The 13,874-nt window shown below is 68.4% G+C and carries 12 protein-coding genes and 3 pseudogenes; 9 read left to right on the forward strand and 6 right to left on the reverse strand.

The genetic code is table 11. From position 1 onward, the window contains the following. Positions 1–33: 33 nt before the first annotated feature. Together HD597_RS39180 and HD597_RS39185 are read left to right on the forward strand one after the other, a co-directional pair. On the forward strand, positions 34–804 hold the full coding sequence (locus HD597_RS39180; RefSeq protein WP_253749200.1) for an IclR family transcriptional regulator: 771 nt from the start codon (positions 34–36) through the stop codon (positions 802–804). A 13-nt stretch (positions 805–817) separates the two neighbouring features. Continuing rightward, entirely contained in the window at positions 818–1,726 is a 909-nt protein-coding gene (locus HD597_RS39185) for a 5-dehydro-4-deoxyglucarate dehydratase (RefSeq protein ID WP_253749202.1), read from the forward strand. A 315-nt stretch (positions 1,727–2,041) separates the two neighbouring features. Here the strand turns inward: HD597_RS39185 and HD597_RS39190 are convergent, their stop codons facing one another. Then, positions 2,042–2,560, reverse strand: a complete 519-nt coding sequence (locus HD597_RS39190) for an MmyB family transcriptional regulator (RefSeq protein WP_276084603.1) — start codon at positions 2,558–2,560, stop codon at positions 2,042–2,044. After that, entirely contained in the window at positions 2,560–2,718 is a 159-nt protein-coding gene (locus tag HD597_RS39195; RefSeq protein ID WP_253749206.1) for a hypothetical protein, read from the reverse strand. Before HD597_RS39195 ends, HD597_RS39190 begins: the two co-directional genes overlap by 1 nt. A 361-nt stretch (positions 2,719–3,079) precedes the next feature. On the opposite strand from HD597_RS39195, the gene HD597_RS39200 reads away from it, so the two are divergent. Beyond that, complete coding sequence (locus tag HD597_RS39200; protein ID WP_253749208.1) at positions 3,080–3,826, forward strand: NADPH-dependent F420 reductase; 747 nt, start codon at positions 3,080–3,082, stop codon at positions 3,824–3,826. A gap of 535 nt (positions 3,827–4,361) precedes the next feature. Here HD597_RS39200 and HD597_RS39205 read toward each other — a convergent pair. Further along, positions 4,362–5,831 (reverse strand): aldehyde dehydrogenase (NADP(+)), encoded by a 1,470-nt coding sequence (locus HD597_RS39205; RefSeq protein ID WP_253749210.1) that lies wholly within the window; start codon positions 5,829–5,831, stop codon positions 4,362–4,364. Positions 5,832–5,934: 103 nt separating this feature from the next. Between HD597_RS39205 and HD597_RS39210 the strand changes: the two genes are divergently transcribed. The 3 genes from HD597_RS39210 to HD597_RS39220 all read left to right on the forward strand — a co-directional run bounded on the left by HD597_RS39210 (position 5,935) and on the right by HD597_RS39220 (position 9,733). Next, complete coding sequence (locus HD597_RS39210) at positions 5,935–7,191, forward strand: glucarate dehydratase family protein (protein WP_276083130.1); 1,257 nt, start codon at positions 5,935–5,937, stop codon at positions 7,189–7,191. 300 nt (positions 7,192–7,491) lie between these two features. Further along, positions 7,492–8,664 (forward strand): glycoside hydrolase family protein, encoded by a 1,173-nt coding sequence (locus HD597_RS39215; RefSeq protein WP_253749214.1) that lies wholly within the window; start codon positions 7,492–7,494, stop codon positions 8,662–8,664. Between the two features lie 571 nt (positions 8,665–9,235). After that, positions 9,236–9,733: a DUF402 domain-containing protein gene (locus HD597_RS39220; RefSeq protein ID WP_253749216.1), complete on the forward strand. Its 498-nt coding sequence runs from the start codon at positions 9,236–9,238 to the stop codon at positions 9,731–9,733. Between the two features lie 57 nt (positions 9,734–9,790). Here HD597_RS39220 and HD597_RS39225 read toward each other — a convergent pair whose 3' ends face one another. Next, positions 9,791–10,432 (reverse strand): response regulator, encoded by a 642-nt coding sequence (locus HD597_RS39225; RefSeq protein WP_253749218.1) that lies wholly within the window; start codon positions 10,430–10,432, stop codon positions 9,791–9,793. Further along, on the reverse strand, positions 10,429–10,893 hold the full coding sequence (locus HD597_RS67025) for a sensor histidine kinase (RefSeq protein ID WP_372513640.1): 465 nt from the start codon (positions 10,891–10,893) through the stop codon (positions 10,429–10,431). The genes HD597_RS39225 and HD597_RS67025 overlap by 4 nt, the downstream gene beginning before the upstream one ends. Positions 10,894–10,929: 36 nt before the next feature. Between HD597_RS67025 and HD597_RS67030 the strand changes: the two are divergent. Then, a pseudogene (locus HD597_RS67030) lies at positions 10,930–10,989 on the forward strand (hypothetical protein); the annotation flags it as partial. Positions 10,990–11,421: 432 nt separating this feature from the next. Here HD597_RS67030 and HD597_RS67035 read toward each other — a convergent pair. After that, positions 11,422–12,123, reverse strand: a pseudogene (locus HD597_RS67035) (sensor histidine kinase); the annotation flags it as partial. Between the two features lie 145 nt (positions 12,124–12,268). Between HD597_RS67035 and HD597_RS39235 the strand changes: the two are divergent. Beyond that, positions 12,269–12,961: pseudogene (locus HD597_RS39235) on the forward strand (ABC transporter ATP-binding protein); the annotation flags it as partial. A 23-nt stretch (positions 12,962–12,984) separates the two neighbouring features. After that, positions 12,985–13,749, forward strand: a complete 765-nt coding sequence (locus HD597_RS39240; RefSeq protein ID WP_253749224.1) for an ABC transporter permease subunit — start codon at positions 12,985–12,987, stop codon at positions 13,747–13,749. The last annotated feature ends 125 nt before the right edge of the window (positions 13,750–13,874 follow it).

Genomic DNA, 13,874 nt, shown 5'->3' on the forward strand with positions numbered 1-13,874 from the left:
GATCATCAAAGCCGCCGAAGGACACGAGATGGGATGAGCATGGAGCAGCCCCCGCTGGTCAAGTCCGCGGAGCGGACCGTACGCATCCTGGAGACGCTCGCCGAGTCGCACGACCACCTGACCCTCTCGGAGCTCCAGCAGCGGACCGGCTTCCCCCGCAGCAGCCTGCACGCCCTCATGCGCACGCTGGTGGAGCTCAACTGGGTGGAGACCGACTCGGCCAGGTCCGCGTTCGGCATCGGGCCGCACGCGCTGCTCACCGGCACGGCCTACCTCGACAAGGACCCCGCGCTGCCGTTCGCCCAGGACTGCCTTGAGGACCTGCGGGACGAGATCGGGCAGACCGTGCACTTCGCCCGGCGTGACGGCGCGCACGTCCTCTACCTGGCCACCAGGGAGTCGCGCGAGGCCGACCACATCATCCCCCGGGTGGGCAGGCGGCTGCCCGCCCACGTCACCGCGCTCGGCCAGGTCCTGCTCGCCCAGCTCACCGATGACGAGGTGGAGGCGCTGCTGCCGCAGCCGCTGGGGGCGCTCACCGAGCACACCATCACCGACCTCACCAAGCTGACAGGCGAGCTCGACCAGGTACGCACCCGCGGCTGGTCGTACGAGCGCGAGCAGGGCACGCCGGGCGTGGCCTGCGTGGCCGTGGCGGTCGACTACCGCATCCCGGCCACCGACGCGATCAGCTGCTCGATGCCGGCGGCGCTCGCGCCCGCCGACGTGGAGCCGATCACCGAAGCGATCATCAAACACACCCGAAAGCTGGCTGCCACCCTCCGCAGGGAGGGCATCCGCTAGGAAGGATCCGTTGATGCGGCTAGACGGCGTTCTCTTCTTCCCGGTCACCCCGTTCGGCCCCGATGGCGCCCTCGCCGAGCCCACCCTCGCCCGCCACGTCGCGCAGGGGGTCGCAGCAGGGGCGGGAGGAGTGTTCACCGCGTGCGGCACCGGTGAGTTCAACGCCCTCGACCACGAGGAGTACACCCGGGTGGTCTCGACCGCGGTCACGGCCACCGCCGGCCGCGTCCCCGTCGTCGCCGGCGCCGGCGGCCCCCTGCCGACCGCCAGATCCCTCGCCCGCGCAGCGGCCGCCGAGGGCGCCGACGGCCTGCTGGTGATGCCTCCCTACCTGGTCACCGGGCCCGCCGCCGGCCTGGTCCGCTACGTCCGCGAGGTCGCGGAGGCCGGCGGCCTGCCCGTCATCGTCTACCAGCGCGGCAACGCCCGCTTCACCCCCGAAGCGGTGGCCGAGCTGGCCGCCCACGTGCCGAACGTGGTGGGGTTCAAGGATGGTCTGGGGGATTTCGACCTTCTGCAACGCATCATCCTCACCGTGCGCGGCAGCACCGGCAAGGACTTCACCTTCTTCAACGGCCTGCCCACCGCTGAGCTGACCGTCCCCGCCTATCGGGGGCTCGGGGTGAATCTGTACTCCAGCGCCGTCTTCGCCTTCTCCCCCGAGATCTCCCTTGCCTTCTACAAGGCGGTCACCGGTGGGGACGAGGTGCTGGTCCAGCGGCTGCTCACCGACTTCTACCTTCCGCTGGTGCGGTTGCGTGACCTCGTGCCCGGGTATGCGGTGTCGCTGGTCAAGGCTGCCGTGCGGATGCGGGGGCTGGATGTGGGCGGGGTTCGTGCGCCGTTGGTCGATCCTTCGGACGAGCATCTGCGGGCGTTGGAGCGCCTGGTCCGGACGGGGCTGGAGATCGCGGGCACCTGACACCGGCGTTCACCTCATCTGCGACGGCGCTCACGACGTTGCGGGCCTCCGGCACACCGTCACCCCGGACGGCCCGAGCTCCCGTACGGCCCCAGCACGCGGACCGCCACCGGGACACCGCCCGAGCCTGAAAGCCACCCCTTGCCCCCGACCGCCGCCCGAGCGGAAGGGAACAGCTGCGGCCCACCGCCCGAGGGGGAGGGAACACGTACGCCCCACCGCCTTCGCTGAGGGGAGCGCTGCCCCTCCCCCGGCTCGACATCCTCACGCCGTGCCCGCCACCGTCGGCCCACAGCCATGCCTGCCACCGTCGGCTTAGGCACTGGCGAGCTTCCGCAGCGCCTCCTCGGACGCCGACCCCGGCTCAGCCGCGAACAGATCCAGCCCGTAACAGGACGACTCTTCAGGAAGCTTGACCATCTCCCCGTGCAGAGTCATCTCCCCCACGACCGGATGATGCAGCACGTACACCCGCGACCTGACCCGCGCAACAGGATGTTCCGCCCACATCCGCGCAAAGTCCGCACTCACCTCCCGCAAATGGCCGATGTGCGCCGCAAGCCCAGAATCACCGCGATACCTCCCGAACAGCACACGCAAGTGCCCCACGTGCTCACGCGCCACCCGCTCCCAACCGGCCCGATACAACTCCCGCAGGTAGGTCTCGGTGAACAGCAGATGTGAGAGCGTGCGGCGGCTCTCGGGCAACGACGGAAAGTCGCCGAACACCGCCACCGCAAGCCGGTTCCAGCCGACGATCTGGGTGTGCCGCCCCACCACCAGCGCCGGCGTCATCACGAACGACTCCAGCAAGTACCGCAAGCTCTGCGGCATCACCGGCGCGGCCTCACCCCCGCCACCCGCGCGAGCTCCTCCCGCCGCAGCCCCGCGACCCGCCGCACCCCGCCGTAGTCGACCACCCCGACATCCTCGGGCCGCAGGCGCGCCCGGCGCGATTTGAGGAAGCCACTCAACTCGGTCCGATCGTCCACGCGCCAACTCTACGTCCGGGCGTCGTACGGGTGATCACGCCGTGAGTACGCACGCCACGGCCCTGGTTCGACGAATCACAGCTGCCGCACACTGTCTCCCGACCCCGCCACGCCACCCCACGCCGTCATCCCAAACACCCACTCCCGAGGCCCAACACCACCCCGCACCCCGCACCCCCGCACCGACCGGCAAACCAACCCTGTGCACCCGCCCCAACGCCATCCACCTACCTGCAGCCCCACTTAACCGACCCACGCCGGGCCCTCAGCCCCACCACCCATCCACCCATGCGCGGCGGTCATCAGGACCCCATACGCCCGCCGAGCCCACCCCACCCCACCCCAACAAACAGGAGAAACCGTGCCCCGAACCCTCGGCCTCATCGGCAGCGGAATGATCGGCTCTTCCCTGGCCCGCCTCGCCGTCGCAGCAGGCCTCGAAGTCATCCTCAGCAACTCAAGAGCCCCGGAAACCCTCGCCGACCTCGCCGCCGACCTAGGCGGACGCGTCAAAACCGCCACCCCGGCAGAAGCAGCCCACGCCGCGGACCTGGTTGTGGCGGCCATCCCCCTCAAGGCCTACCACCGACTCCCCGCTGAAGCCCTGGCCGGCAAAACCGTGCTGGACACGGCGAACTACTACCCCGAACGAGACGGCCACCTGCCCGAACTGGACACAGGCACCCTGACCTCCAGCGCCCTGCTACAACGCCACCTCGCGAGCTCCCAGGTGGTCAAGGCGTTCAACACCATCACCCCGCACCAGCTGCTCTCCCTCGCCCGCCCCACAAACGCCCCGGACCGCAGCGCCCTACCCATCGCCGGCGACAACCCAGCAGCCAAAGCGGAGGCCGCCCAACTGCTGAACACCCTCGGCTACGACACGGTGGACATCGGCCCGCTCACCGAAAGCTGGCGCGTCGAGCCGAACACACCCGCCTACATCCGCCCCTACCTCGGCGACATACCCCCGATGAACGTCGAGGACTTCCTCAGCTGGACCCGCCGATCACCCGGCTTGACCGTCCCCACCGCACAGCTCCGCAAGCTCATCGAAACCGCGGCCCGCCGCCCAGCAGGCGAAGCCAGACTCCCAAGCAACGACTGACCGGAACACCGCCAGCCCCGCCAACACCCACCACTCAACGGCCCACCCCAAGCCTGGGCCATACCTGAGCGCCCGCGCACCAGTCCCACCTGTCACCCCACCCCAGACCCCACCAGGGCCGGCACCGGACACCTTCAGCCAACGACCCAGCCCGGCACCAGCGTCGTCAGCCGACCGAGACCACCACCGGATCGACCGTCATACCCTCGACCTGGCCAGCCCAGGACCAGCACAAACCGACCTACCCCCGACCTGGCCACCCCGCCCCAGCACGAGACCCTGCGACCCACCCCACAGACCGCCAGCACCCGCGAGCCCCAGTCACTCGGCCCACCCACACCACCGGCCAACGGCGCGAGCCCGAGTCACTCACCCCAACCGCACTACCAACCACCAGCGCGAGCCCGAGCCCCCAACCCAAGGCATCGCCAGCCTGGCCCACGGCGACCGGTCAGCACACCCCCGGCATCACCACGTCACCGCATCACCAGGCCGGCAGTCCCTCTCGACCCGGGTAAGCCCGTCATTCAGGCACTCACGCCTGAAGCCGACCATCCACCCTCTGAGGAATGGACAGCGGGTTCGCGTCCTTGAGCTCCTCCGGCAGCAGCTCCTCCGGCCAGTCCTGGTACGCGGTCGGCGCCAGCCACCGTCCGATCGCCGTAGCCCCCACGGACGTGTAGCTCGTCGTAGCGGCAGGCCACGGCCCGCCGTGATGCATGGCCCAGCACACGGCCACCCCGGTCGGCCACCCGTTCCAGATGAGCCGCCCGGCCCGCTTGCCCAGCACCTCGGCGACCTCTCCGGCCTCCCCCGGCTCGGTGCCGTGGATGGTCGCCGTCAACGACCCGTCGAGCTGCTCGAGCACCGGCCGCAGGTCCGAGACGTCCCGGTACGTCACCACGATCGACGCGGGGCCGAAGCACTCCTCACCGATCTCCGGCAGCTTCGAGGCGAACGTCTCGAGATCAGCGGTGAACACCTTGGGCGTGACCGCCAGGCTTCCCTGCCCAGGCTTGCCCTCGGCGAGCAGCTGCAGCTGCCCCAGCCGCTCGACGCCTCCGAGGTACCCGTCCCTGATCCGCTCGGCGAGCATGGGCCCACCGGCGGTCCCCTCGACGGCCTCCACCAGAGCCTTGCGCAGCTCGTCACCCTCGGGCACGAACATGAGCCCCGGGTTCGTGCAGAACTGCCCGACCCCGAGGGTCAGCGAAGCGGCGAACCCGGTCGCCACCTCCTTCACCGGCGCGGACGGCAGCACGACGACGGGATTGACGCTGCCGAGCTCGCCGTAGAACGGGATCGGCACCTCCCGCTCGTCGATCAGCTTCTGGATCGCCTTGCCACCGGCCACGGACCCCGTGAACCCGGCCGCCACCACGCTCGGGTGCTGCACCAGGTCGGCACCGGCCTGCATGCCCTGCACCAGCCCGAGCAGGTCGGGGTAGGGCAGTGCCTCCCGTACGATCTTCGCCACCCGCTCGGACGTGTTCGGGTGCCCGGGGTGCGCCTTGACGACCACGGGGCAGCCGGCCGCGAGCGCGGAAGCGGTGTCGCCGCCGGCCACGGAGAACGCGAAGGGGAAGTTGCTGGCCGCGAACACGGCCACGACACCCTGCAGCGCGTGCTTCATCCGGCGCACGTCCGGCCTGGGCGGCGTGAGGGAAGGGTCAGCGTGATCGATGATGGCTTCCAGGTAACCGCCGTCCCTGATCACCTGGGCGAAGAGCCGGAACTGCCCCGCCGTACGCGCCACCTCGCCCCGCAGCCGCACCTCGCCGAGCGCGGTCTCCTGGTCGGCGAGCTGCCACAGCTCGTCCACATGCGCGCTCAGCGCATCGGCAACGGCTTCCAGCGCGACGGCTCGCTCGGCGGCCGGGGTCGCCCGCCAGGCCGCGCCGGCGGCGGCCGCAGCGGAAACGATCATGTCGACCCCGGCGCCGTCGGTCTCGGGCAGGGCGGTGCCCACGGTCTCGCCGGTCCTGGGGTCGTGTCCGTAGATCATCGAATGGCCCTTCGGAGTCTTGACACTTCTTCAATCTGATTCTTACAGTTGCGGCTACTTGTCCACAAATCTGGCTATCGTTCACATATATGGACGGCATGCAATGATCATCAGGCAGATCCACGTCACACCTGTCGCTTTCCGGGATCCGCCTCTCCTGAACGCCGCCGGAGTTCACGAGCCCTGGGCTCTCCGTACCATTGTCGAGGTCGTCACAGACGAAGGCCTGACCGGGTTGGGTGAGACCTACGGCGATCTCGACCACCTCGGCAAAGTACGCGAATGCGCCCAGGCCCTGATCGGCCTCGACGTCCACGCCCTGAACACGATGTACGCCCGAATCGCCGCCCTCGTCGGCGGAACAGTGCACGACCTGCACGGGCTCACCGGCGCCGGCACCACGGAGAAGAGCGTCGACCGCATCTTCTCCCCCTTCGAGGTGGCCTGCCTGGACATCCGCGGCAAGGCGGCAGGCGTCCCGGTCTCCGACCTCCTGGGCGGCAAGGTCAGGGACGCGGTCCCGTACAGCGCGTACCTCTTCTACAAGTGGGCCGGCCACCCGGGCCAGGACCCGGACAGGTTCGGCGCCGCACTCGACGAAACCGGCCTCATCGAGCAGGCGAAACTCCTGATCGACGAGTACGGCTTCCAGTCCGTCAAGCTCAAGGGCGGCGTCTTCCCACCCGACCAGGAGATCGCCGCGACCCGGGCCCTGCACGAGGCGTTCCCGGACACCCCGCTCCGCCTCGACCCGAACGCCGCCTGGTCGATAGCCACCTCGATCCGCGTCGGCAGAGAACTCGAAGGCGTCCTCCAGTACCTCGAGGACCCGACCTCCGGCATCGACGGCATGGCGGAGGTGGCGGCCTCCGTCCCCATGCCGCTGGCCACCAACATGTGCGTGGTCACCCCGGAGCACTTCCCTCCGGCGATGGCCTCCCGTGCCATCGGCGTTCTCCTCCTGGATCACCACTACTGGGGCGGTCTCGTACGTTCGTCGCACATCGCCGCCATGTGCGACACCTTCGGCCTGGGCATGTCCATGCACTCCAACTCCCACCTCGGCATCAGCCTGGCCGCCATGACCCACCTGGCCGCCGCCACGCCGAACCTCACGTTCGCCTGCGACACCCACACCCCGTGGCAGGACGGCCAGGACGTGGTCCTGCCGGGCGCCCTCCGCTTCGTGAACGGCGCCGTCCCGGTGCCCACCACCCCGGGCCTCGGCGTGGAGCTGGACAGGGACGCCTTGGCAGTGATGAACGAGCAGTACGAGAAGTGCGGCATCCGCTCCCGCGACGACACGGCGTACATCCAACGCTTCGACCCCTCCTTCTCACCGAACAAACCCCGCTGGTGAACCCCACCTCGATCCCGCCGAGTGAACGTCACCTCGAACCGCCCGGGGCGAACCGCACCCTCAACCGCATTGGATGAACCACCTACAAGCCACAAATCGGCCGAAGCGCCAAACCCGGCCACAACTCCATCGAGCGCCCCGCGCACGCTTCCGCGGGGCGCTCCATGGAAGAAGCAATCTCGCCCGCAAGCTCCCTGATCAGCCCACCCTGAACACCCCCTGACGAACACCGACCAGGAGACTTGCGGTTACACGTCAACACGACAACCCACTGCTGAATGCCCGCGAGACGACCTACTGATGACCGTCGGCAAGGAGACCCCGTTGATGAACGTCGCCTACCTCTACCCCTGGGACGTGGTCGGAGACCCATCAGCCCCCGGCCGCTTGGCCGACCTCGGCGTCCAGACGGTCGCCTTGGCAGCCATGTACCACTCAACGAGGGCAGCCACGCCGTACCACCCCGCTCATCGCGTCCTCGACGTCCCGCACCCGGCCTTCTACCTCCCGATCCGCCCGTCGTCCTGGTCTCGCCTGGTCCCCGCCTCCCCCACGTGGACCCCTGCCGATGCCTACCTCCAGGCCAGGGACGCCCTGAAGGCGGTCGGCCTCCAGGTGCACGCCTGGACCGTCCTCACACACAACTCGCACCTGGGCTCGGCCAACCCCGATCTCGTCGTCCGCAACGCCTTCGGCGACCCGTACCCCTACGCCCTTTGCCCGGCTCACGAGGACGTCATCGAGTACTGCGAACGCCTGGTCAAGGAGATCCTCGAAGTAGGCGAACCCGACGGCCTGATTCTGGAGGCCTGTGGCCCCATGGGCTTCGGCCACCAGACCGTCCACGAGAAGACATCCGGTGCGGACTGGACCCCCACGGACATCGACCTCCTCTCCCTCTGTTTCTGCACGAACTGCGCCCCCCTCTACCCAGAGCCGACCCGAGCCGCCGTCCGCGCCGCCATCGACCGCACCGCCCCAGCGCCCACCACCAGCGCTGTCCACGCCTCCAGCACCATCGAAGAGGCACTCGGTCACCTCTCCGACGAGGTACGCACCCTTCGAGCAGCCCAGACGACGACCCTCCGCCAGCGCCTCATCTCCGTCGCCCGAGACACCGCCGCCGACGTCCCCATCACGCTGCACGCCAACCCGGACCCCTGGGCCACGGGCGCCTTCGCCCCACTCCCCTCGGGCGAACCGGGAGCAGACGTCCTGGTGGCCAACTGCTGGGGCGACCCGGCCACGGACGCCACCCGCCTGGCCCGGCTCAAGGACCTGTCCACCCCTGACCAGCGAGTCGGCGCCTACGTCCTGGCCCTCCCGCCCCGCCCCGCCGACCCGGAGGTCCTGGCGGACCAGCTCAGGACCTACTCCAAGGCCGGCGCAACGGAATTCCACCTTTACCACGCAGGCCTAGCCTCCCCCGAACGCCTAACCGCCCTCACCAAGGCCCTCCGCCTCCACGGCTGATCAGCAATAGACCCCAACTCCCCCTGCTGCTGACTCCAACCGACCAGCCCCTGGCGCGGCCCCAACCCAACGCCCCCTGCGCGGCCCCAACCCAACAAACCCTGGCACGGGCCCTCCAACCCGCTTTGGTGCGGGCCCGTCCAATCAGCCCTGGTGCAGCCCCACCCAGCGGGCCGTGCCCATACTCACACCCTCCGCCTCCCCGGCTCGACGGACACCCACCACAATCTCCGCGTGCCGACCCAGCCAGCCGGTGAGACGTGCTGCTCCACTCAACCCGCTTGAGCCGACCAAGGCTCCATCACTCCGTCAACACGCCCGCCCAACGCACTCACGGGACCACCGGCCACACCGACCACACCGACCACACCGACCACACCGACCACACCGACCAGTCACTCACAACACCACCTGAGCGTCGCCACCGGGCACAGGCACTTACACCATGGACCTTGCGACCGCCACAATCTGCGGGCCATCGCCCCACGCACGAGCACGCACCACCGACTTGCCCCGTGCCCTTCACCAGCGCCGCGTGTGACAACCATCCAGCATGGATAGGTTTATTCATATGACCGATGTGCGAATCGTCTTCAGAAAATACGGCGGCGCATTGCATTGGAACCATCCCGCTCGGTTACTAGGTGAGGACGAGCACGGCGTCTGGGCCGAAGTCCCCGGTGGGACGGTCGCCAGGAAGGGCGAAGGCCCGCCTGTCACGTGGGAGACGACCGCGATCATGCTGTTTCCCCGGGACGCCTGGTGGACAGCGTCCTTCAACACCCCACCCCACAGAAGCGAAATCTACGTCGACGTCACAACCATTCCGGAATGGAAAGACGACGAGGTCACCATGCTCGACCTCGACCTGGACGTGATCCGCATGAGAGATGGGCGACTCATCCTGGACGACGTAGACGAATTCGCAGAACATCAGATCTTGCTGCGTTATCCACCCGAGTTGATCACACAAGCAGAAGAAGCAGCGCACTGGCTACTCGACGCAGTAGGCGAGAGAAAAGGCCCGTTCGGCGGCGCACACTTGGATTGGCTCTCAAAAACGCTCTGAACGATCTACACTCTAACACGAAAACAACCGACAGCAGATTGCACAAACTACGTGCCATCACGCGGCAGCTGAAACCAGCCCGCTCTCATACGCCGCAATAACAAGTTGAGCCCGATCACGGGCCTCCAGCTTGGCCAGCAGTCGCGTGATGTGCGTCTTCACCGTAGCCATGCTGACCTGCAGATGTGCAGCGATCTCGCGATTCGACAGCCCTCGCGCGATCAACACCAACACTTCCCGTTCCCGCTCCGTGACACCCTCCAGCCCTTTCACCTGAGGCAGGACGGGCGTACGCGTGAACTCCTCGATCAGCTTACGCGTAACCGTGGGCGCCAGTAGCGCCTCTCCTGCGGCCACCACGCGTATGGCGGCGAGCAAATCGGCAGGTGGAGTATCTTTCAGCAAAAATCCACTTGCTCCCGCCCGGAGCGCATCATAAACATAGGCATCGAGATCGAACATCGTCACCACGAGAACCCGAGCAACATCCCTGATATGGCGAGTGGCCTCTATCCCGTCCATGCCGGGCATTCGCACATCCATGAGCACCACATCCGGCTGTCGTTCCAGCACGACGTCAACAACCTCGGCCCCCGTCCCGGCCTCCCCCACCACCTCCAGATCGGGTTCGGAGTCGACCAGCACCTTGAAACTCCCCCTGAGCAACGCCTGATCGTCGGCGATGACCACTCGGATCACGACACCTCCTCGTACGGCAACTGGGCGAACACTCGAAAGCCCCGCCCAGGCAGGGTTCCGGCCTCGAACGTTCCGCCGTACATCATGACCCGCTCTCGCATCCCGATCAGGCCGTGCCCAGCGCCCTCACCCGGCAACGTACGCCGCCCCGGCCCGTCATCGACCACCTCGATCCGTACCTCCACCCCATCGTCGACGACGGACACTCGGCACCGAGCCGGCGCGGCATGCTTGACCACATTGGTGAGCGCCTCCTGCACGATGCGGTACACCGCCAACCCCACACCATCGGGGAGCCGCCCCCAGGCTTCCTCCACTCCTCGCGCCGCCCCTCCTTCCAGCGCCGAATCCGCCCTTGACCCGCCCTCTTCCTGCCGCAAGGCTTCCGCCTCTCCCTGCGCCGCACCTCCTCGCACCGCGCTCATACGCTCTCGCGCCGCGCCTCCCCGCACCGAGTCCATGCCGCCCTGCGCCACACCTCCCTGCGCCACACCTCCCTGCGCCACACCTCCCTGCGCCACACCTCCCTGCGCCACACCTCCCTGCGCCACACCTCCCTGCGCCACACCTCCCTGCGCCACACCTCCCTGCACTGCGCTCATGCGCTCCGGCGCCGCAGCTCCCCGCACCGTGCCTGCACGTCCCAGTGCTGTTGCCCATCCCCTCGCCTCCGTACGTTGCGCCGCCGTTGCTTCCCGCGCTGCGGCCTGCGCGCTTGCCGAGGCCGCCTCTTCTCGCACCGCCTCAGCTCTTCCCAGCGCCGCCCCTTCAGGCGGCAAGGCTTGCGCCCGTCCGAGCTCTCGGAGGGTCGCCGCTTCTCTCCCCGTCGCTCTGTCCTGCGACGCCGTCCCGGATCGTCTCCCGTCACCGCCCTCTACGTGGAGATCGAGCTGTACGTCCACCCCGGCCAGCCGAGCCTGAACCACCAGGCCGTGGATCCCCGCCAGGCCGGGTGTGGGCACGCGGTCAGGCACGGTCGTAGACCTGAGCACACCGAGCAGGTGCCGCATCTCGACAAGGGCGCTGCGGCTGGCAGTCTCGATCACTCGCAAGGCGTCGTGCGCCTCTTCGGGTTTGGTCGCCATGACGTGGTTGGCGACCCCGGCCTTGACCGCGATCAGCCCTACGCTGTGCGTGACCACGTCATGCAGCTCCCGAGCGATCCTTAACCGCTCCTCGGCCACCGCCTGTGCCGCCAGCCGTTCGGCGTCACGTACGGCATAGGACCTGCGCTCCTGCACGGCCCGGCCGATCGTCCACGCTCCTCCCAGCGCTGCGATGCCCATGAGCGGCTGGTCGAGGTGCAGGAGCCAGTCGGGGGCTCGGTCACGGGGAATGCCTGCCACCGTCATGCCCACGACGGTCATCAAGCTCACCAATCCGATGGCCGACGTCGGGATCGCCGGGCCTCGCTTGTCGGACAGCGCGACGATGTACAGGGCGTACGCGGGCGCGAGGTACACGAGCCCCACGGCTCCCACCAGCGCGGTGTAGACGGCGAGCACCAGCGTGAAGCAGAAGACGGGCACCGGCCAGAGCCTGCGCAGTGCCAGCGGCAGCCCCAGGCCGGCGGGAAGGGCGAGCCGCATCCACGGCGGCAGCGGCTCGGCATGGACGGTCATGGTGACGAAGGTGAACGCCGCACACACGCCCGCAACCGCATCAAGCATGATCAACTCACGGCGGCTCATGCGTCTGGCGAAGAAGGGGTGCGTGTCGTTCACGCGTTGAACCGTAGCCGCTGCAGCGGGCCGAGCACGTCAACCCAGGGTCTGACCTTGAAGTTCGAACCGTGATCCGACGCGCCACCGCCTCGCCGCCCCGCATCCTTACGGCGTGATCGAACTCCAGCACCTCACCAAGCGCTACGGTGCCACACTCGCCGTGGACGGCCTCTCCTTCAGGGTCGAGCCCGGCCATGTGACCGGGTTCCTGGGCCCCAACGGCGCCGGCAAGTCCACCACGATGCGCCTCATCCTCGGTCTCGACGCGCCGACGTCCGGCCAGGCACTGGTCAATGGCCGGAGATACACCGCGCTGCGCGAGCCGATGCGCGAGGTCGGAGCGCTTCTCGACGCAAGCGCCGTCCACGGCGGCCGCAGCGCCTACAACCATCTGCTCTGCCTGGCCCTCACCAACGGCATCGGCCGCACACGCGTCGCCGAGGTGCTTGAGCAGGTCGGCCTGGCGGGTGTGGCGCGCAAGCGGGTGGGCGGGTTCTCTCTGGGCATGAAACAGCGGCTCGGCATCGCGGCCGCGCTGCTCGGGGATCCCGGCATCCTGATGTTCGACGAGCCGGTCAACGGCCTCGACCCCGATGGTGTGCGCTGGATTCGCGACCTCATGCGCTCGCTGGCCGCCGAGGGCCGGACGATCCTGCTCTCCAGCCATCTTATGAGCGAGATGGCCCTCACCGCGGAGCGCATCGTCATCGTCGGCCGTGGCCGGCTCATCGCCGAGGCCACCGTCGCCGAGCTGACCGCTCGCTATCCATCCCTGGAAGACGCGTACATGGCCCTGACCGCCGACAGCGTGCAATACGGAGCGGCCCGATGAAGTCGGTCATCTCTTCCGAATGGCTGAAGCTCCGCTCGGTGAGCTCGACGTACCACGCAATCGGGGCGGCGGCCCTGACGGTGGCGCTCGGCGTCGCGTGGACGCTGTACGTGGCTGCTCTCGCCGACGAGCGCGGCACGCTACGCGCAGCCGCCCCTGAGCAGGGCTTCCTGCCGCTCGTCCAGGTGAGTCTGGCGGTGCTCGGCGTGCTGGCGATCACTTCTGAGTACGCCACGGGCATGGTCCGGACCAGCTTGATCATCGTTCCGAAGCGCAGCACCTTACTCCTGGCCAAGGCGGGGATCATCGGCATGGCCACGTTCGTGACCGCCAACACGATCCTCCTGCTCACGTACGCCACGAGCCGCCTGATCGCGAACGACCGCAGTCTGGGCTTCAATCAGGTTCCTCTTACTGACGACCTGCCCATGCTGCTCGCGTCGGGTCTGTCGGTGACCGCCCTGGCGCTGGTAGGCCTTGGGCTGGGCGCAGCCATGCGCTCCACGGCCGGCGCGATCATGTCGGTGGTCGCCCTGCTGTTCGTGCTCCCCGGTGTTGCCACCTATCTGCCTGCCCCGTGGAACACCCACGTCTCCACCTTCCTCTTGCCGAACCTCGTCCCACAGGTGGCGGGCGAACGACTCTCATCCCGTCTGGGAGACGGTTTCCTACCGTCCTGGGCAGCACTGGCCCTGCTGCTCGCTTACCCACTCGTCGCCCTTGCCATCGGCTACTACCAGCTCAGGCGAAGAGACGCATGACCGTACGCGCTCCCAAACGCTCCCGTCCACGCAGGCACGGCGGTGCAATCCGACATCGCGCGTCGGCATCGAGCAGGAAGCAGACGCACGTGACACAGCGCCTCCCGCCGGGTCGGACGCATCCG

This window comes from Nonomuraea thailandensis (assembly GCF_024172165.1).
Classification (GTDB): domain Bacteria; phylum Actinomycetota; class Actinomycetes; order Streptosporangiales; family Streptosporangiaceae; genus Nonomuraea; species Nonomuraea thailandensis.